The sequence below is a fragment of the Rhizobium tropici CIAT 899 genome, from assembly GCF_000330885.1.
Taxonomy (GTDB): Bacteria; Pseudomonadota; Alphaproteobacteria; order Rhizobiales; family Rhizobiaceae; genus Rhizobium; species Rhizobium tropici.
In genome coordinates this window covers 1,145,782-1,163,959 of record NC_020059.1, presented here as the reverse complement: position 1 = coordinate 1,163,959, position 18,178 = coordinate 1,145,782, and the positions used below count along the sequence as shown (strand labels likewise).

Genomic DNA, 18,178 nt, shown 5'->3' with positions numbered 1-18,178 from the left:
ATTAAAGGTCGAGAACCAGATGCGGTATGCCGTTCGATGTCCGGCGCGGCGAAATGCCGTCGGCGTCGACCTGGGCGTTGATGCGCTGGCGGAATGCCGAGAAGCTCTCGAACTCCACCACATCGACCGGTTCGTCGAAATGGATCGTTATCTTGTAGAGCCCGCCCGACTTCGCCGACATCGCCAGAACCTTACCCGTGAACGGTTTGTTCAGATAACGCCCGCGCACGGCGGAGCCGACATCGAAGGGCGCATCCGGCCCGTCATTCGGTTTTGCGGCAAGCGCCGACAGCGTGTTCCAGTCGCGCTGCCCGTGTTGCTTGGCGATGAGCTCCAGCGCCGCCGAGTGGCTCATGTCGTCGCCGCGCTCGGCCATGGCCTGACGCAGACGCCGGGCCTGAGCCTTCAATTCATCTATGGACGGATACGTCGTCATAGGATCAGCCTTTGCTAAGGCACGCAATTACGACTGTGAAACGGAGCTCGCGTTACCGTCAGTCAGCATGCCCTGAGTGGCCGTGACCTAAAACTGCGAGGACTTCACCTTGGATTTTCATCCGCGAGCGGCAGGCGCCTCGAACCGCTCGTTCGTATGATCGAAGCCGATGCTCCTGTCAAGATGCGCCCAAATCGGCACAAAAGACGAACCCGTTAAAATTCTACCAATGCAATTGACGCTTCCGCAAAATCTCCGTGCAAGATTCATGCTGTAACCGAGATGAATTCGGTCTGTTTTGCAACAGGGAATGACAATGCTTCGCGCAACCCATCTGGCGAAAGTCAAATCCGAAGTCTACGAACGCAGCTGGGAACGTTTCTACGTCCAGCGGCCGGCGCGTCTCGTGGCTGTCCGTCCCTGCCTGACAGGCATTTCTGTGCGTAGCGCCGAGATTACCGACATCTCGCGCGGCGGTGCCAGCTTCACCGTCGCCACCACCGTCGGCCTGCCGACCCACTACTATCTGAACATCCTCGGTCTCGTCTACCGCATAGCCTGCGCCGAAGTCAGCCGCATCGACAATCGCGTCCATGTCCGCTTCATCAACCTGATCGAACCGGAGACGCTTCGCCGCGTCGTGCGCGCCGATTTCATGATCGGCAATGTCGAAGCCCTGGCTGCACGCGGCAAAAGGCGGCCGGTATAAATTCGGCTTCACGTCCTCAATCGCTTCGCACGTCGCCGCGGGCATATCGTCCAGGCGGCATGCCTGCGTATCGCGCAAAGGCGACGCTGAAAGTGCTTGCCGATCCGTAGCCAACGCGTTCAGCTACCTGATCCACCCCCAATTCGCGGCTGCGCAATAGCTGCTTTGCAAGAGCCATGCGCCAAGCCAATAGATATTCCATTGGTGGCAGGCCAACGACACGGCTGAAACGCGCGAAGAAAGCCGATCGGGACAGGGCCGCTTCGGTCGCAAGATCCGCGACAGTCCAAGGATGGGCAGGACGCGCATGCATTGCGTGAAGTGCTGCAGCCAGGCGTTCATCGGCAAGGCCGCGACTCAAGCTCGACGTGACGGTTGTTTCCGTGCCGGATCGCAATGCCTCGATCAACAACACCTCCAGCAGCCGTTCCAGCACGAGTTCGCGCGCCGGCCGGCGCTCGCGCGTTTCCTCACCGACCAATTGCATCAGAGTCGCGAGTCGGGGCTCGTCACGAACGATAACGACATCAGGCAAGAGGGAAACGAGCAAGGCAGCATCCGGCGCGCCGAAGCTGCAATGCCCTATGCGCATGCGCAGATCCGCCGGCCCTTCGAGGCGGCCGACACGGAAATGGCCGCCACTCAACTGCGCTGGAACCATGGCGGACAGACCGGCCGGTGCGTCGACGCTCTCATTGACAAGGTCGCGCATGGCCGGCACGAGCACGAAATCACCGGCCCGGAGGATGAAAGGCCGATGTCCTCCAAACGTTACGCGGCAACGCCCCTCAAGGATTGCGCAGTAGAATGGCTCGCCTGTGGCCTCGCGGTGAATTCGCCAGGCGCCGGCGCATTCCACCAGCTTCGAAAAGCGAGCGGCAGGCTGCAGCAGCGTGACGATTTCGGCAAGCGGATCGACGGTCATAATCAGGACTAACGCTAAAGAAATGGAGACTATAGCATATATAAAGTCTCTCGCCCGGTCACTACCATGGCATCATTCCTTTTGTTTGGAGAGGCTCATGTCCACGATATTGATTACTGGTTGCTCGTCTGGCTTCGGCCTGGAGACTGCGAAACTGTTTTTTGAACGAGGGTGGGATGTCATCGCGACAATGCGCACGCCCCAACCCGAGCTGCTACCGGTTTCCGAACGCTTGCGTGTTCTCGCGCTCGACGTCACCAATCCGGCAAGCATCGTGGACGCCGTGAAGGCTGCCAGTCCGATAGACGTATTGGTCAACAATGCCGGTTTCGGAGCGCCCTCACCAATCGAGCTGACCGCGCCGGAGACGGTGCAGTCGCTGTTCCAGACAAATACGATCGGCACATTGGCGATGGTCCAGGCCGTATTGCCCCAGATGCGTCAACGTCGGGCCGGAGTCATCGTCAACGTCACCTCTACGGTGACGGTCAAGACTATGCCGGTGATTGGGATCTACCGGGCGAGCAAGGCAGCGGTGAACGCCTTCACCGAGTCCTTATCGGTGGAGATGGAGCCATTTGGCGTGCGTGTGCATATTGTCCTGCCAGGCCGGTCGCCGGAAACTCGCTTTGGGGAGAATGCGCGTCCACATTTGCGTGGTCTGGACGATCCGGATTATGCTCCGCTCATTCAGCAATTCATCAAGAATGTGCAGGACGATACTGGTCCAGTGACTCACGCACCCGATGTCGCGGAAGCGGTTTGGCGGGCTGCCACCGATCCATCCGCCCCGCTGCGAATTCCGGGCGGTGCGGATGCTGAACTCTGGATGGCTGAGGCAGGTTTGTAACCGGAATCGGTGGCAGCCCAAAAGCTGCGGCCGTTCCGACTTCGACCGTGCATTAGAGGGAACACGCAGCCATCGATCCCGGGAGTGCGTCCGGCGGCTGCGTTCGGCCTTTTGCGAACGTCTCATTTCATAACGGCAGGCGCAATCTGCCTATTGATATGCGGCGTATGAGATCGGTGAAAAGATCGCATTCTGCAACCATGACCCGTTGTTCCAGCGAAAGTACGCTATCGTCGGGATGGATCTGAACGGTGGTTGTGGCCACAGTTCTGCCGTGGTCGTACTCTCCATCTACGAGGTGGATCGTTGCGCCTGTTTCGGTCTCGCGATTATCGAGCACGGCTTGGTGAACTCTTCGCCCGTACATCCCCAATCCGCCGTATTTGGGTAGCAGCCCCGGATGAACATTCAATATTCGCCCATCAAACGCGGCTAGCGTAAGCGGGCCAAGTTTCTTGAGATAGCCGGATAAGATAACGAGTTCAGCTCCATAAGCGATTAGTGTGTCGCGAAGCTGTTTGTCCGCATCAGCTTCCCGGTCCTTGGTCGGAATGTGAAACGAGGGAATACCGTTGGCGTCAGCATAGGCTAGTGCTGCGGACGAAGCCCTATTGCTAACCAGCACGACAGCGGCAGCATTCACTGTGTTCGCTCGGATGGCTTCGTTGACCGTCCGAAATGAGGTTCCATTGTTTGATGCAAGGAACGCTATTGCGAGCTTATTCATGAGGGCCTCGTTGATCGATGCTATCGCGATGACCGAGACTCCCTTTAATGGTAACTGATACGAATTTTCAATGAGTGCGACGAGGCAATCCGAAGGCCGCGTCTTTCCGCTCTTGCAACCACCTGCCAAGCGCCTATTCTGCCTCACCCAGCAACCGAATTCGGGAAACAAAGCCAGCATGTCCGCCTTCTCGCGCTTCACGCCGCTGATCAGCGCCCTTCCCTCCACCGTTCCTTTCGTCGGCCCAGAAGCGTTGGAGCGTCAGCGCGGGCTGACGGTCAAGGCCCGTATCGGCGCCAATGAGAACGGTTTTGGGCCAGCGCCCTCCGTCATCGCGGCCATGCGCGAGCGGGCCGGCGATATCTGGATGTATAACGATCCGGAAAATTACGAATTGAAGCAGGCGCTTGCGGCCCATCTCGGTGTTCAATCCGCCAATATCGCCGTCGGCGAAGGCATCGACAGCCTGCTTGGCCTGATCGCGCGTATGGTGATCGAACCGGGTACGCCCGTCGTCACCTCGCTCGGCGGCTATCCCACCTTCAATTTCCATGTCGCCGGCTTCGGCGGTCGCCTCGTCACCGTGCCCTATGTCGATGATCGCGAGGATCTCGATGGATTGCTCGAAGCGGTGAAGCGCGAGAATGCGCCGCTCGTCTATTTCGCCAATCCCGACAATCCGATGGGTAGCTGGTGGGATGCCGACAAGATTGTCGCCTTTGCCCGTGCATTGCCGGAAAACTGCATGCTGATCCTCGACGAAGCCTATAGCGAAACGGGGCCTGCCAGCTCGCTTCCTGATATCTCGGCCCTGATCGACCTGCCAAACGTGTTGCGCACCCGCACCTTCTCCAAGGCCTATGGTCTTGCCGGCGCCCGCGTCGGCTATGTCATCGGCGCGCCAGAGACCGTGCTGGCCTTCGACAAGATCCGCAATCATTTCGGCATGAACAAGCTCGCGACCGCTGCCGCCCTCGCCGCGCTGAAAGATCAGGCCTATCTTGCCGAAGTAATCGGCAAGATCCGGGCCGCGCGCGAAGAGATCGGTACGATCGCCCGCGACAATGGGCTGCTGCCTCTCGCCTCCGCCACCAATTTCGTCGCCATCGATTGCGGACGGGACGGCGTCTATGCCCGTGCCATCGTCGACGGGTTGATCCAGCACGGCGTCTTCATCCGCATGCCGGGGGTAGCCCCGCTCAACCGGTGCATCCGTGTCAGCGTCGGACCCAGGCAGGATCTCGATCTCTTCGCCGAGGCGTTGCCGAAGGTGCTGAAGGCGATCAGTTAAGCCCAAAACGACGAAACCGCGCCTGCCTTGTTCCGGCCGGTCGCGGTTTTCATCATTTCGGCTGGCATCTCCGTCGGCCGCCGACATCCCCTCTTTCGAGGTCAGGAAGTGGTATCGCCGACGGCACGCCTCAGTGCGTGGTCATCCATTCGCGGGCGGCGCGCAGCGCTGCTGCGAGCTGCATCTTGGTCAAGGTCGCGGCAACGTCGGCGCGAAGCTCGGCGGCGCGCTCGCTGCCGCGGATGGCGGCGATATTCAACCATTTGTGGGCGGCAACGAGGTCCGCATTGCAGCCCCTGCCGGTCGCGTAGTTCACGCCCAGTTCGCAAAGGGCATCGGCGCTGTTACCACCCATCATGGCATTTCCAGACATCGGCGTTTCAAAGCGTGCCATTGCTATTATCCCTGTTTGACTTCTGTTCGTATCTGCCCTGTTTTCCGTCCGAACCTTGCCGTCATACGCGGCTTTCCGGTTCTTCCGGCTGGCGGGTTTGCCCCGCTCGTTTGATGGCTTCACTATCGCAGACGGCTTTCAAAAAACGCCTAAAATGCATGATTAATTCGATGCAAACAAAGTGCAAATGCTTGGTAAACTTGGGATTTTGTTAAACATGGCTTCCCTTGCAAATTAAGGATTTTCGGGCGAGTTTAACCTTCCGTTAGGATTTGGATTTAAACTCTTTCTTCACCACAAAAAGAGCGCAGTTGAATTCGATGTCGTGTTTCGACGGTGCGCGGACACCCGCCGAAACGGGTGTTTGAGCTCCGAAAGCCATATTTACCTTTACGTTCGCGTTAGATAATCTCACCGCATTCCCGGTCACAGAACCGGATGGCGCCTTGGGGGAGGAATGACACCATGATCCGTACTACCGTTCTTGCGATCGCATTGCTGATGAGTGCGAGCGCCGCTCTTGCCGAAGAGCCGATCGTCGGCAATTGGAAAACGGTTGCCGGCGACACGGCTGCCATCGCTCCCTGCGGCGACAGCTATTGCGTGACCCTGAAGACTGGCAAATATGCCGGCAAGCAGATCGGCAGGATGCAGGGCACAGGTAACAGCTATACGGGCGAGCTTACCGACCCCTCCGAAGACAAAACCTACAGCGGCTCCGGCACGGTCAGCGGCAACAAGATCAAGATGCAGGGCTGCGTGCTGAAGGTATTCTGCAAGTCGCAGACCTGGACGAAACTCTAAAACAGCACCTGCCCGTCCCAGAAAGCACTCGACATGCCTGCCGCCTGACATCGGCGGGCTCTCGTTATTTGCCTGCGAGGAGAGGCCGGCGACCATTCGAAACTGGTAATATTTCTGAACGCCGGATGAACCGGTATCTCAGCACCTGTTCAGCCTGACCATGGCAAAACAGTGTCCAGTATAGGGCACGGGTAGGCCAGGAATATGGACTCGATCATCATCGCACGGCGCTTCGTTGTTATCATGCTGTTTGCTGCCGTCTTCGCATTCAGCTTCTCGGTTGCGGTCGAACACGCCGGTCGCAGCGGCGCACAATCGCATTTCGGAGCAAGCTTCACCTGCGTGCAGACCGGCGCGCCTTACTGCACGACGGTACAATAACAAACGTCTGCGCGTAATCCTCGCGCAGGCCAGTGGGCGGCTCTAAAAATAGCTGCGAGAATCCGGGCCGCCTGTTGCAACGTCGTTTGCTTGTAATCAACGACACTCTATAATGGCGCATGAGCAACAGAATCTCTCCCTTTTCACCCCTCGACATTTCCTCTCCCAGCCCGTTCCAGCCGAGTACCTTCGATGATCCGGGCAAGGCCGTGGAAGCGCTGACGGAGCTTTACGATCGCAACACCGCGTTCCTGATCGACAATTTCACCAAGCTCGCCAAAGGCGCGCCGATCACAGCGCGCTACCGGGCTTTCTATCCGCAGGTGAGCATCGAGACGACGAGCTTCGGCCATGTCGATTCGCGCCTCTCCTACGGCCATGTCACGGCACCCGGCGTCTACACGACGACGATCACCCGCCCGCAGCTCTTCAAGCATTATCTCAAGGAGCAGCTGACGCTCCTGATGCGCAGCCATAATGTTCCGGTGGTCGTGTCGGAATCGACGACGCCTATCCCGATTCATTTCGCCTTCGGCGAAGGCGCTCACGTCGAAGCAACCGCCACCGTTTTCGAAGACATTCCGCTGCGAGACCTCTTCGACACGCCGGACTTGAGCACCACGGACGACGAAATCGCCAACGGCGAATATATCCCGCCGCCGGGCGAGCCCTCGCCGCTTGCGCCGTTTACGGCGCAGCGCATCGACTATTCGCTGGCCCGCCTCGTCCACTACACGGCGACCAGCGCGGCGCATTTCCAGAATTTCGTGCTGTTCACGAACTATCAGTTCTATATCGACGAATTCTGCAAATGGGCGCGCGACCTGATGGCGAGCGGCGGCGGCGGCTATACCGAGTTCGTCGAACCGGGCAACATCATCACCAAGGCTGGTTCCAGCCAGCCCGAGGGCGATGTGACAGCGCCGCGGCTACCGCAGATGCCGGCCTACCATCTGAAGAAGAAGGGCCATGCCGGGATCACCATGATCAATATCGGCGTCGGCCCATCCAACGCCAAGACGATCACCGACCACGTTGCCGTGCTGCGTCCGCATGCCTGGCTAATGCTTGGCCATTGCGCCGGCCTGCGCAACAGTCAGCGGCTCGGCGACTATGTGCTCGCCCATGCCTATATGCGCGAGGACCATGTTCTCGACGACGACCTGCCGGTCTGGGTGCCGATCCCGGCGCTCGCTGAAGTGCAGGTGGCACTTGAGGCCGCCGTTGCCGAGATCACCGGCTATGAGGGCTTCGAGCTGAAGCGCATCATGCGCACGGGTACCGTCGGCACCATCGACAACCGCAACTGGGAACTGCGTGATCAGGCAGGCCCCGTCAAGCGGCTGTCCCAGGCCCGCGCGGTCGCGCTCGACATGGAATCGGCGACCATCGCCGCCAACGGTTTCCGCTTCCGCGTTCCCTACGGCACGCTGCTCTGCGTTTCGGACAAGCCGCTGCACGGCGAGCTGAAGCTGCCGGGCATGGCGACGGCCTTCTATCGTACCCAGGTGAACCAGCATCTGCAGATCGGCATCCGCGCGATCCAGAAACTGGCCGCCATGCCGCCGGAAGCGCTGCATTCGCGCAAGCTGCGCAGCTTCTTCGAAACGGCATTCCAATAACATATAGATAGGCAGCTATCACATTTGACCGGAGAAAATACGTGGCATGGGTAAGCTTTGATGGCGGTTCGACAATCGGTCATCAGGGCTCAGAAAGCGGCATTATTCTTTTGGACGAAGAACATAGTGACGGCGCACGCGTCACACTTGAGAGGTGTGATCGTGTGCCGTTTGCCATTACCTGCGGCCTTTACGGCAACATGGCTCATACTGTTTTCATCGGCAGTGAGCGGGAGGCTTTGGACACCTTCCATGCGATCAAGACAAATCTTGAGGCGCTGATCGCGATTTGGCCGGAAAACAATGCACCGGCCGATCAAACATCCAGATTTTATGATGCCATCTCGGATTTTGTGGAACGCTTTTAACGCGAGCGTCTATTTCCTAGTTCTCAGATATCGACATAAGGCGGTCTGCGTTTTGGCTCGCTGTCAATTGCTGATGACCCGAGGGCTCGCCGGCCCAGCTCAGGCACAGGATCAGCAGCGCAAAACCCGCAAATCCGAGCCATGTGCGGAAAACGACCCTTCCGACATCCCCTGCGTCGAGCAATTCCTCTTCCGACAGGGTCTTCCTTTGCCAAAAATGGACAATAGCGGCTTCCAGACTGTACATTTCCATCTCTCCTTGTGGTGTTGACGGAACTGGTCGAGCGGGCCGGCGCCATTTCGACAATCTCAAAAATTTTTGTCATGCTGCGGATCGGGATGTCGATTTGCTTGGCGACCATTCGTCTATGGCTGTCAGCAAATTGAAGAGGAGACGCTGCGATGAAATATCTCTGCCAGGTCTGGTTCGATGGCACGAGGCTCGACCTCATGACCAAGGAGGAGAAGCACAAGCTCGATTCGGATTCGCTCGGCTATGATCGCGACCTGATGCAGAGCGGCAATATGATCCACGCCGAAGCGCTGCAATCGCCGAAGTCTGCGGTGACGGTGCGGGTCCGCAATGGCGAGACGGCGGTGACAGATGGGCCTTTCATCGAGACCAAGGAGTATCTTGGCGGCTTCATCCTGATCGAGGCGAAGGATCTGAACGATGCGATCCGGATTGCCGCCGGCATTCCGCTCGCCAAGCTCGGCGCGATCGAAGTACGGCCGATCTATAATTTCGGCCCGGACGTTTGAGGAGGTTACGATGAAATTTCTTTGTCAGGTCTGGTTCGAGAGCGCAGAAATCGCCAAGCTTTCCGAAGAGGGAGGACGAAAGCTGACGCAGGATTCGGTCGACAATGACAACCGGCTGCGCGAGAGCGGCCACCTCATCGTCGCCAATGCCCTGCGCGAGCCGGAGACTGCGAAAACCGTCCGGGTGCGCCGGGGCGAAACCGCCATTACCGACGGCCCGTTCGCGGAGATCAAGGAACATCTCGGCGGCTTCGTGCTGATCGAAGCCCGAGATATGGAGGAAGCGACCGCGATCGCCGCCACCTTCCCCGTTGCCCGCTACGGCATGATCGAGGTTCGCGCCGCTTTCGACATCCGCTTTCCGAATGAATAGCAGCTAGAGGAGAAGACATGCGGTTTCTAGGCCTGATCTACACAACAGTCGATGTCGACGGACGATTGACGCCGAACGAGATGAACCATCTGATTGGCGAGCACTTCGTCTTCGACGAGGGCTTGCGGCGGGACGGCACCATGATCGTTTCCGATGCACTGGCGCTCCGAGACAAATCGGTCGTCATCCGGCCGAATGGCGGCGACGGATTTTCAGTCACGGACGGCCCCTTCGCGGAGACCAAGGAGCACCTGGCTGGCTTCTATCTCATCGAAGCCCCTGACCTCGATGGCGCTGTCGATATCGCCAAACGCATTCCCTCGGCGCGCTATGGCGCCGTCGAAATCCGTCCGGTTCGTATCTTGACCCTTCGGGGAGACCTGGCAGAGGAAGGCTGACGCCGTGTCGCTGAACCGAACCATCGAAGGCATCTATCGTAGCCACTCGCGCCGCGTTCTTGCAACGCTGATCCGTCTGCTTGGCGATTTCGACCGAGCGGAGGAAGCCCTTCACGATGCCTTTGCAGCAGCGTCGCAGCAATGGACGGAGGAGACCATCCCGGCCAATCCCTATGCCTGGCTCGTCTCCGCCGGACGTTTTCGCGCCATCGACAATATAAGGCGACGCACGCGTTTCGACGCTGCCCAGGCCGACATTGCCGACAGCCTCTATCCGGAGGGCGAGATAATGGAGACATCGCAAAGCGAGGAGATCGAGGACGACATGCTGCGGCTGATCTTCACCTGCTGTCACCCGCTTATTCCCGCAGAGGCGCGGATGGCGATGGCGCTGCGGGAGGTCTGCGGCCTGACGACGGAAGAGATTGCCCATGCCTTTCTGATTCCGGCCCCGACAGTCGCGCAGCGCATCGTCCGCGCCAAAACCCGCATACGCACCGCCAATATCCCCTATGAAGTACCCGGCAAGACCGAGCTGCCGGAACGGCTAGCGCAGGTGCTGCATGTCATCTACCTTGTCTTCAACGAGGGCTATTCGGCATCGTCGGGTGCTGCGATCGTGCGCGCCGATCTTGCCGCCGAGGCCATCCGGCTCGGCAGGCTGTTGCTGCAGCTATTGCCGGATTCGGAAGTCGAGGGGCTGCTGGCAATCATGCTGCTGCAGGATTCGCGGCGGCTTGCCCGCACCGACGCATCGGGTGACCTGATACTGCTTGCCGATCAGGATCGTGCGCTATGGGATAGCAGCCAGATCCGCGAAGGCGTAACGCTCTCGGCGCGGGCTATGTCCGCTGAGAGCGTCGGCAGCTACGCCCTGCAGTCCGCGATCGCGACGGAACATGCGCGCGCCGCGACCACCGACGACACCGACTGGCGGCAGCTGGTGATGCTCTATGACCTGCTGCTGATCGCAAGCCCATCCCCCGTGATCGAACTTAATCGGGCGGTGGCAGTCTCCATGTGCGATGGTCCGGCCGCAGCGCTTTCCATCGTCGATGGACTGCTGCAAGAGGAACGGATGGCGCGGTATCACCTCACTCACGCTGCAAAAGCCGACTTTCTTCGCCAGCTCGGCCGGACGGATGAGGCGCGGCAATCCTATCAAACGGCGCTTTCGCTATGCCAGCAGGCGCCGGAGCAGGCATTCCTGCGCAGGCGATTGGCCGAGCTCGGCGATCAGATCCAGCACTAAAAATGCTGCTATTTTTTAAGCCATGGGTACGCGTTTGCGCGAGATCAGCAATCCGATCGCAGTTCCCGTCAGCGCCGAGACCACGATCAGGAGGTGGGCATTGATGCTCGCCTGTGCGAGATTTTCGATTGCCTCCTTGGCGCTCGAAGCGCCGAAGGCCATGGCGCCGGCAGTGATGCCGGCCGGATAGGTGCCGACGCCTCCAGGTGCATGCACGGGCAAGACTGAGGACAGCTCGCCGCCGAGAGCGCCGCCGAAGCTTGCCGAAAGCGGCGTGACGTTCATCAGGCCGAGCGCCCAAGCGAGCACCACGACCTTGACGAGCCAGTTGACGATCGTCGTCAGCCAGGCGCGCGCAAAGGCGCCGGCATCAACCGGCAGGCCGCGCTCCAGCTCATGCACCAGCCCTTGCGCCTTCTTCGGCAGGGTGCGGGCAGCAAGGCGGATCAGCGGCAGGCGGGAGGCGAAGCCAGCGACCGGCAGCAGCAGGAAGGCTGCCCATACGATCCAGGCCAGGACATGATAGGGCGAAGCAAGCGCAAGGCCGACGCCGGCTGCGGCCAGCAGCGCATGCAGGTCGAGCAGCCGCATGACGAACAGCGCCGAAGTTCCCCGCGCCAGAGGAATGCCGAATTCGGAGCGCATCAGCACTGGGAAGCTGGTTTCCCCCGTTCGGAAGGGCATCATGATATTCAGCAGATTATGGACCTGCGTCACACGGAACAGCGCCGCAAAATGGCCCGAGGTTTCCTTCGGGAAGTAATCGTAGATGCGCCAGGTGCGCAGGAAATAGGTGCTTGTCAGGAGCGCCAGCGCCAGAAGGATCGGCAGGGCGCCGACCTTGCCCCATTGCGCCAGGATCAAGCTCCAGCCCCAGAACCATTCGATGAAGGCAGCATAGGCAAGGACGACCGCGAGCGTCAGCAGCGTCATTCGGTTGCGAATAAACCAATTCTGTCGGCTGGCAACCGTCGGAGTCTTCATGTAGTTAGGGCACCCAAATGCGAGCGGAAGGCTGAAACCGGACTTTTCGCTCGTTTCGTCCGGCAAGTACTGCCGGTCTTTTAGGAGAAAGAAGTGTTGCAGACAACGGCAGAGTCGACCCTCCCCCAGGCCGATCCGGCAAGCACTCTCGAGCTTTCGCTGGTCGTGCCTGTCTTCAACGAGGAAGAAAGCGTCGGACCGCTCATCGAGCGCATATGTGCCGCCATGAGCGGATTTGCCAAATCCTGGGAACTGATCCTGGTTGATGACGGCAGCACGGACGCGACGCTCGTCAATGCCCGCCGGTCGCTTTCGCAGGAAGGGCTCACGCTGCGCATCGTCGAGCTTCAGCGTAATTTCGGGCAAACCGCGGCCATGCAGGCCGGTATCGATGCGGCCAACGGCCGCCTGATCGCCACCATGGACGGCGATCTGCAGAATGACCCGAAGGATATCCCTTCGATGGTCGACGAACTGGAGCGGCGCCAGCTCGACCTGCTCGTCGGCTGGCGCAAGAACCGCCAGGACGGCCTCCTCCTGCGCAAGATTCCCTCCTGGTGCGCCAATTACCTGATCGGCCGCATCACCGGCGTCAAGTTGCACGACTATGGCTGCAGCCTGAAGATCTATCGCGCTTCCATCATCAAGCAGGTGAAGCTGATGGGCGAGATGCACCGCTTCATTCCCGCCTGGGTCGCCGGCGTCGTGCCGAGCTCGCGCATCGGCGAAGTCCCGGTCACCCACCATGCCCGTCAGCACGGCACGTCGAAATACGGGATTTCACGCACCTTCCGCGTCATCCTCGATCTGCTATCCGTGATGTTCTTCATGCGCTACAAGGCGCGGCCAGGACACTTCTTCGGCTCGCTCGGCCTCGGCCTCGGTGCGCTTGCCGGCGTCATCCTGCTCTGGCTCTTCATCGACAAGTTCATCTTCGGCGACGATATCGGCAGCCGCCCGCTGCTGATGGTCGGCGTCGTGCTGCTCCTGTCGTCGGTACAGATGATCACCACTGGCATCCTCGCCGAAATGATCGCCCGCATCTATTATCGCGACGATCTCTCGCCGAACTATATCGTGCGCAAGATCTTCGATCGAGATCATCAGGACGCCTAGGCCTATCGCGTTTAGGTCCGCGCCTATCCGCAACAGGAGCTGAGCCGCGCATGAGCTCGAAAGACGACATCAACAGCCGGCTATCGGACACGGCAGACCTGCCACCATGGCGGACAACAAGCTCGACGCGCCTTGTTCATGATCGCTGGCTGAAGGTTCGTGCGGATAACTGCGTGACGGCGGAGGGCGTGGAGATCGCGCCCTACTACGTGCTGGAATATCCCGATTGGGTCGGGATCATTGCGCTCGATGCCGAGGATCATATCTATCTCGTTCAGCAGTATCGTCATGGCCTCGGCGTTGTCGCGCTCGAGCTTCCCGGCGGAGCCGTGGATGCGAATGATGTAAGCCCGGTCGAAGCGGCCGTGCGCGAACTGCGCGAGGAAACCGGCCTGTCATCCGTCGAATGGGACTATGTCGGCAAGCTCGCGCCCAACCCAGCCACGCATAACAACCACTCGCATATCGTCATTGCCCGCAATGTCGAGCTTGCAAGCAGGCCGGCAGACGACCCGACCGAGCGCATCCGCCTGATCCGCATGCCGATCAGCCAGGCAATCGACCTGGCGCTGGAAGGCAAGATGATCCAGGTCATCCACGTTGCGTCACTGACGCTTGCCCTTCACAAGGCGGGCAAGTGGGACGTGCCGAAACCCAAGCCCTGACTACGATTTCTTCTCCGCCCACACGGCATCGAGCGCCCCACGCGCGGTCCGCACCATGGTATCCACCTCCTCATGGCTGATGACGAGCGGCGGCGAGGCCAGCATGCGGTCGCCTGTGGCCCGCAGTACCAGGCCGTTCGCCAGGGCATGGTTGCGGACGGCGGAACCTATAGTGTCAGGCTTTTCGAAACGGCGACGCGTCGATTTATCGGCGGCGAGCTGCAGGCCGCCCATCAAGCCGATGCTGACGGCTTCGCCGACCATGTCGTGATCGGCAAGACTGCCCCAAGCCTCGGCAAAGTAAGGGCCGATATCGTCACGCACGCGCTCGACCAGTCTTTCCTCCTCGATGATCCGCAGATTTTCCAGCGCCGCTGCCGCACAGACTGGATGGCCTGAATAGGTGAAGCCGTGATTGAATTCGCCGACTTCATTGATGAGTACATCGGCGATGCGGTCGCTGACGAGCACGCCGCCAATCGGAAGATAGCCCGACGACAGTCCCTTGGCGATCGGGGCCAGATCCGGCTCGACACCGAAATGCTGATGGCCGAACCATGCGCCGAGGCGGCCGAAGCCGCAGATCACTTCATCGCAGACGAGCAGAATGTTCCTCGCCTTGCAGATGCGCGCGATCTCGGGCCAATAGCTGGATGGCGGAATGATGACGCCGCCGGCGCCCTGCACCGGCTCGGCGACGAAGGCTGCGACATTGTCTTCACCCAGCTCGTCGATCTTGGCTTCGAGTTCGCGAGCGACCTTGAGACCGAATTCCTCCGGCGAGAGATCGCCGCCCTCGGCATACCAATAGGGCTGACCGATATGGACGACGCCCGGGATCGGCAGGTCGCCCTGCTCGTGCATGTATTTCATGCCGCCCATGCTGGCGCCGGCAACCGTCGAGCCGTGATAGCCGTTCCTGCGGGCAATGACGGCTTTCTTGGTGGGCTTGCCGACAGCGCCCCAGTAAACCCTCGCCATGCGGAACCAGGTATCATTGGCCTCCGAGCCGGAATTGGTGAAGAAGACATGGTTGAACTGCGGTCCGGCATGGGCACAGACCTTCTCGGCAAGAAGTGTCGCAGGCGTGGTCGTGGTACCGAAGAAGGTGTTGTAATAGGGCAGCTCGTTCATCTGCCTGGCGACAGCATCGGCAATCTCCGCGCGGCCATAGCCGATATTCACGCACCAGAGGCCGGCAAATCCATCCAGATACTTCCGCCCTTCCGCATCGAAGATATAGACGCCCTCGCCGCGCTGGATGACGCGGGCGCCATCTGCATTGAGCTTGCGCATATCGGCGAAAGGATGGAGGTGATGGGCGGCATCGAGGGCGGCGAGATTGGAGCGGCTTGGCGTGTCGGGCATGGTTGAAACTCACCTCATTGCGATTGGTGCTTGTCAGGCAAGTCCGACGACGCTGCGATTATGTGCCAGGCCCCTCACCCCAGCCCTCTCCCCGTCAAACGGGGAGAGGGAGTTATCGCGCCAGCCGTGCGCTTGAGGTGCGGCCAAGCACCGGCGGGTCCCCTCTCCCCGCATTTGCGGGGAGAGGGCTAGGGTGAGGGGCTAAGCTGCAGACTGCAACGTGGCCGGACTTGACTGCAAGCTATCTTGGTTTACGACCATGCCGTGAGCATCGGGGATTTACAAGAGCATGGCGGCCGACAACGCAACCGAAGGTAACGCGCGCATCGAGGTGCTGATCTCGGACATGAACGGCCGGCTGCGCGGCAAGCAGATCCCGATTTCTGCCGAAAAGAAGGTCTGGTCCGGCGCCGTGCGGCTGCCGACGTCGACGCAATCGCTCGATATCTGGGGCGACGACAATGACGATATTACCGGCCTGTCGCTGACGATCGGAGATCCCGATGGGACCTGCGTCGCCGACCGGCGCACGCTCGCCGATATGCCCTGGGCGCCGGCGGGATCGAAGCAGGTGCTCGCCACCATGCACGAGCTCGACGGCAGCCCGAGCTTTCAGGATCCGCGTGCCATCCTTTCCGCGGTGGTCGATCGCTACAAGGCGCTCGGCTTGACGCCCGTCATCGCGACAGAGCTGGAATTCTATCTGCTCGCCGGAGACTGGCGCGACAGAGGCATCCCCTCGCCGCCGCCGGCCCTCACCTATCAAGGCGAGCCAAACGGCTTTCAGCTCTACGACATGGATGCCGTCGATCTCCTTGGCGACTACCTTGAAACGCTGCGCGCCTACGCGCGAGCGCAGCGATTGCCGGCGGATGCGACGACGGCGGAATTCGGCCCCGGCCAGTTCGAAGTCAACCTGCTGCATCGCCCGGATGCGCTGGCGGCTGCGGATGATTGCATCATGCTGAAGCGCGTGGCCGAGCAGGCGGCGCGCAAGTTTGGCCTGAAATCGACTTGCATGGCCAAACCCTATACCGACCATGCCGGCTCGGGGCTGCATGTGCATGCGAGTATCATCGACGTTCAAGGGCGCAATGTGCTGGATGCTGCGGGCAGCGAGCCGAAGAGGCTGAAGTCGATCTGCGCGGGTCTCCTGCAGACCTTGCAGGATGCGCAGCTGATCTTTGCGCCCTATGCCAACTCCTACCGCCGCTTCCAGCCGGGCTCGTTTGCCCCGCTCGATCTCACCTGGGGCTTCGGCCATCGCGGAACGGCCGTGCGCATCCCGGAAAAGGATGGGCCGGGCGCGCGCATCGAGCACCGTGTCGCAGGTGCGGATGCCAATCCCTATCTCATGCTGGCGGCAATTCTCGGCGGTATGTTGCTGGGCCTTGAGAACGACCTCGATCCCGGTGAGGAGACGACGCCGGCTCACGTGCCGACCGATGCGCGCGAGCTGACACATGATTTCCTGACCGCCGTCGAGCGCTTCCGCGCCTCGGCATTCATCGCTGATATCTTCGGCGAGCGATATCAGCGGCTTTACTGCGACACGAAGCACAAGGAAGCGATCCGCTATCTGCGCACCGTGTCCGATTTTGACTATCGCACCTATCTGCCGCGCCTCTGACTCTCTCAGATGGCGACGCTGTCGACGGGGCCCTCGCGCGCAACGCTAGCGGCCGTCCCCTCTCGCACCATCACCTTGAGTTCGCCCGGATGCACCTTGAGCGTCACATCGCGCTCGAGCGGCAAGAGTTCGCCATCCATGACGCAGTTGGCGAGCTGCCGCAGCTTCGGAAAGTGCAGATGCACCTCCGGTGCATGCATGACCATAACATCGGCATTCTCACGAACCCTGCCGCGCAGCATATCGATGGCAAGGCGGGCAACGCCAAGCGGCCGAAGGGGCTTTGCGGTATAGAAGCCCAACTCGCCGCTGCGCAGGTTGTCGGCATAAAGCAGCGCATTGGCGCCGAAGGGATTGTTCGAAACCGAGATCGCCGAGACATGCCGGCGCTCGCGAATGCCGCCGGCCTCGAAGTCGACGTCGAATTCCGGCGGATTGGCTATAACGCCGAAAGCCGCGCGCGTGCTGGCCGACATCTTTCCGATGCGCGAGCGATAAGTGTAGCCATTGCGATAGCGGACCATGCGCGCATGCAAGCCCGCTGAAAACTGATGAATGAAAGCGCGACCGTTGGCGCTACCGATATCGACATTGTCGACCTCACCCGTCGCAAGAACGTTCAGCGTCTGCCATATATCGAGCGGCAGGCGCAGAGAACGAGCAAAGAGGTTCATGGTACCGGCCGGGATGACGCCGAGAGCGACGCCGTTTTTCCAGGCGATGGCGGCGGCCGCCGAAATGGTGCCATCGCCGCCACCCGCGACGATCCCGTCGATGTCGTCGCGGCGTGCAGCACGCTCCATCGCCGAAACGACGTTGCGCCCCTCTACGACAACAGCTTCGAAATCGTGACCGGCGTCGCGGAAGACCTGTTCCGCTTTCTTTTCATAGGCAGCCATGTCAGTCGTGCGGAACGTTCCGCCATCGCGATTGAAAAAGCCGATCAACTTCATTGGGGGCTCTCGGTCTTTCCGCAAATTGTATCAGGGGCTGAGGCCCGTGCGCTTCTTCTCAGATGGTTTTGGATGGAACGATTTCAAGCGTTATAGCCGTTTCGCCGATATCGACTGCAGCACACTTATGCGCGATCCGACATGCTGCACTGCAAAAAACGCACGCGACA

At 60.2% G+C, this 18,178-nt stretch carries 22 protein-coding genes; 14 read left to right on the top strand and 8 right to left on the bottom strand.

The window, feature by feature from the left end:
• Window position 1: 1 nt before the first annotated feature.
• Window positions 2-436 (bottom strand): glyoxalase superfamily protein, encoded by a 435-nt coding sequence (locus RTCIAT899_RS05650; protein ID WP_015339274.1) that lies wholly within the window; start codon window positions 434-436, stop codon window positions 2-4.
• A 310-nt stretch (window positions 437-746) separates the two neighbouring features.
• Between RTCIAT899_RS05650 and RTCIAT899_RS05645 the strand changes: the two genes are divergently transcribed.
• Window positions 747-1,145, top strand: a complete 399-nt coding sequence (locus tag RTCIAT899_RS05645; RefSeq protein WP_184461959.1) for a PilZ domain-containing protein — start codon at window positions 747-749, stop codon at window positions 1,143-1,145.
• A 16-nt stretch (window positions 1,146-1,161) separates the two neighbouring features.
• Here RTCIAT899_RS05645 and RTCIAT899_RS05640 read toward each other — a convergent pair whose 3' ends face one another.
• Window positions 1,162-2,070: an AraC family transcriptional regulator gene (locus tag RTCIAT899_RS05640; RefSeq protein ID WP_015339272.1), complete on the bottom strand. Its 909-nt coding sequence runs from the start codon at window positions 2,068-2,070 to the stop codon at window positions 1,162-1,164.
• 97 nt (window positions 2,071-2,167) lie between these two features.
• Here RTCIAT899_RS05640 and RTCIAT899_RS05635 point away from each other — a divergent pair, with 97 nt between their 5' ends.
• Window positions 2,168-2,920 (top strand): SDR family oxidoreductase, encoded by a 753-nt coding sequence (locus RTCIAT899_RS05635; RefSeq protein WP_041677315.1) that lies wholly within the window; start codon window positions 2,168-2,170, stop codon window positions 2,918-2,920.
• 127 nt (window positions 2,921-3,047) lie between these two features.
• On the opposite strand, the gene purN is transcribed toward RTCIAT899_RS05635, so the two are convergent.
• Window positions 3,048-3,647 carry a phosphoribosylglycinamide formyltransferase gene (purN, locus tag RTCIAT899_RS05630; RefSeq protein ID WP_015339270.1) on the bottom strand — a complete coding sequence of 200 codons (600 nt, stop codon included), beginning with the start codon at window positions 3,645-3,647 and terminating at the stop codon, window positions 3,048-3,050.
• 178 nt (window positions 3,648-3,825) lie between these two features.
• Between purN and RTCIAT899_RS05625 the strand changes: the two genes are divergently transcribed.
• Window positions 3,826-4,938, top strand: coding sequence for a pyridoxal phosphate-dependent aminotransferase (locus tag RTCIAT899_RS05625; RefSeq protein ID WP_015339269.1), 1,113 nt, complete (start codon window positions 3,826-3,828; stop codon window positions 4,936-4,938).
• A gap of 130 nt (window positions 4,939-5,068) precedes the next feature.
• Here the strand turns inward: RTCIAT899_RS05625 and RTCIAT899_RS05620 are convergent, their stop codons facing one another.
• Window positions 5,069-5,332 carry a sel1 repeat family protein gene (locus RTCIAT899_RS05620; protein ID WP_015339268.1) on the bottom strand — a complete coding sequence of 88 codons (264 nt, stop codon included), beginning with the start codon at window positions 5,330-5,332 and terminating at the stop codon, window positions 5,069-5,071.
• Between the two features lie 465 nt (window positions 5,333-5,797).
• On the opposite strand from RTCIAT899_RS05620, the gene RTCIAT899_RS05615 reads away from it, so the two are divergent.
• From RTCIAT899_RS05615 to RTCIAT899_RS05605, 4 genes are all read left to right on the top strand, one after another.
• Window positions 5,798-6,136 carry a DUF2147 domain-containing protein gene (locus RTCIAT899_RS05615; RefSeq protein WP_015339267.1) on the top strand — a complete coding sequence of 113 codons (339 nt, stop codon included), beginning with the start codon at window positions 5,798-5,800 and terminating at the stop codon, window positions 6,134-6,136.
• Between the two features lie 204 nt (window positions 6,137-6,340).
• A complete protein-coding gene (locus RTCIAT899_RS33760) occupies window positions 6,341-6,517 on the top strand; it encodes a hypothetical protein (RefSeq protein WP_015339266.1) in 177 nt (58 codons plus the stop codon).
• A gap of 119 nt (window positions 6,518-6,636) precedes the next feature.
• Window positions 6,637-8,139, top strand: a complete 1,503-nt coding sequence (locus RTCIAT899_RS05610; protein ID WP_015339265.1) for an AMP nucleosidase — start codon at window positions 6,637-6,639, stop codon at window positions 8,137-8,139.
• A gap of 41 nt (window positions 8,140-8,180) precedes the next feature.
• The gene (locus tag RTCIAT899_RS05605; protein WP_015339264.1) at window positions 8,181-8,507 is read left to right on the top strand and encodes a hypothetical protein; all 327 of its coding nucleotides are present in this window, start codon (window positions 8,181-8,183) and stop codon (window positions 8,505-8,507) included.
• Window positions 8,508-8,523: 16 nt separating this feature from the next.
• Here the strand turns inward: RTCIAT899_RS05605 and RTCIAT899_RS05600 are convergent, their stop codons facing one another.
• Window positions 8,524-8,754: a hypothetical protein gene (locus tag RTCIAT899_RS05600; RefSeq protein ID WP_041677314.1), complete on the bottom strand. Its 231-nt coding sequence runs from the start codon at window positions 8,752-8,754 to the stop codon at window positions 8,524-8,526.
• 155 nt (window positions 8,755-8,909) lie between these two features.
• On the opposite strand from RTCIAT899_RS05600, the gene RTCIAT899_RS05595 reads away from it, so the two are divergent.
• Genes RTCIAT899_RS05595 through RTCIAT899_RS05580 form a run of 4 tightly spaced genes read left to right on the top strand, consistent with a single transcriptional unit; the run spans window position 8,910 to window position 11,292 of the window.
• On the top strand, window positions 8,910-9,269 hold the full coding sequence (locus RTCIAT899_RS05595; RefSeq protein ID WP_015339263.1) for a YciI family protein: 360 nt from the start codon (window positions 8,910-8,912) through the stop codon (window positions 9,267-9,269).
• 10 nt (window positions 9,270-9,279) lie between these two features.
• Window positions 9,280-9,642: a YciI family protein gene (locus RTCIAT899_RS05590; protein ID WP_015339262.1), complete on the top strand. Its 363-nt coding sequence runs from the start codon at window positions 9,280-9,282 to the stop codon at window positions 9,640-9,642.
• A gap of 17 nt (window positions 9,643-9,659) precedes the next feature.
• Window positions 9,660-10,040, top strand: coding sequence for a YciI family protein (locus RTCIAT899_RS05585; protein WP_015339261.1), 381 nt, complete (start codon window positions 9,660-9,662; stop codon window positions 10,038-10,040).
• Window positions 10,041-10,050: 10 nt separating this feature from the next.
• Window positions 10,051-11,292: an RNA polymerase sigma factor gene (locus RTCIAT899_RS05580; protein WP_041677835.1), complete on the top strand. Its 1,242-nt coding sequence runs from the start codon at window positions 10,051-10,053 to the stop codon at window positions 11,290-11,292.
• Window positions 11,293-11,307: 15 nt separating this feature from the next.
• On the opposite strand, the gene RTCIAT899_RS05575 is transcribed toward RTCIAT899_RS05580, so the two are convergent.
• Window positions 11,308-12,276 carry a lysylphosphatidylglycerol synthase domain-containing protein gene (locus RTCIAT899_RS05575; protein ID WP_041677313.1) on the bottom strand — a complete coding sequence of 323 codons (969 nt, stop codon included), beginning with the start codon at window positions 12,274-12,276 and terminating at the stop codon, window positions 11,308-11,310.
• 96 nt (window positions 12,277-12,372) lie between these two features.
• On the opposite strand from RTCIAT899_RS05575, the gene RTCIAT899_RS05570 reads away from it, so the two are divergent.
• Together RTCIAT899_RS05570 and RTCIAT899_RS05565 are read left to right on the top strand one after the other, a co-directional pair.
• Entirely contained in the window at window positions 12,373-13,392 is a 1,020-nt protein-coding gene (locus tag RTCIAT899_RS05570) for a glycosyltransferase family 2 protein (RefSeq protein ID WP_041677834.1), read from the top strand.
• A 50-nt stretch (window positions 13,393-13,442) separates the two neighbouring features.
• Entirely contained in the window at window positions 13,443-14,057 is a 615-nt protein-coding gene (locus tag RTCIAT899_RS05565; protein WP_015339257.1) for an NUDIX hydrolase, read from the top strand.
• Here RTCIAT899_RS05565 and RTCIAT899_RS05560 read toward each other — a convergent pair whose 3' ends face one another.
• Window positions 14,058-15,425 (bottom strand): aspartate aminotransferase family protein, encoded by a 1,368-nt coding sequence (locus RTCIAT899_RS05560; protein WP_015339256.1) that lies wholly within the window; start codon window positions 15,423-15,425, stop codon window positions 14,058-14,060.
• Window positions 15,426-15,714: 289 nt separating this feature from the next.
• Between RTCIAT899_RS05560 and RTCIAT899_RS05555 the strand changes: the two genes are divergently transcribed.
• Window positions 15,715-17,055 carry a glutamine synthetase family protein gene (locus RTCIAT899_RS05555; protein ID WP_015339255.1) on the top strand — a complete coding sequence of 447 codons (1,341 nt, stop codon included), beginning with the start codon at window positions 15,715-15,717 and terminating at the stop codon, window positions 17,053-17,055.
• A gap of 5 nt (window positions 17,056-17,060) precedes the next feature.
• On the opposite strand, the gene RTCIAT899_RS05550 is transcribed toward RTCIAT899_RS05555, so the two are convergent.
• The gene (locus RTCIAT899_RS05550; RefSeq protein ID WP_015339254.1) at window positions 17,061-18,008 is read right to left on the bottom strand and encodes a diacylglycerol/lipid kinase family protein; all 948 of its coding nucleotides are present in this window, start codon (window positions 18,006-18,008) and stop codon (window positions 17,061-17,063) included.
• Window positions 18,009-18,178 lie beyond the last annotated feature (170 nt).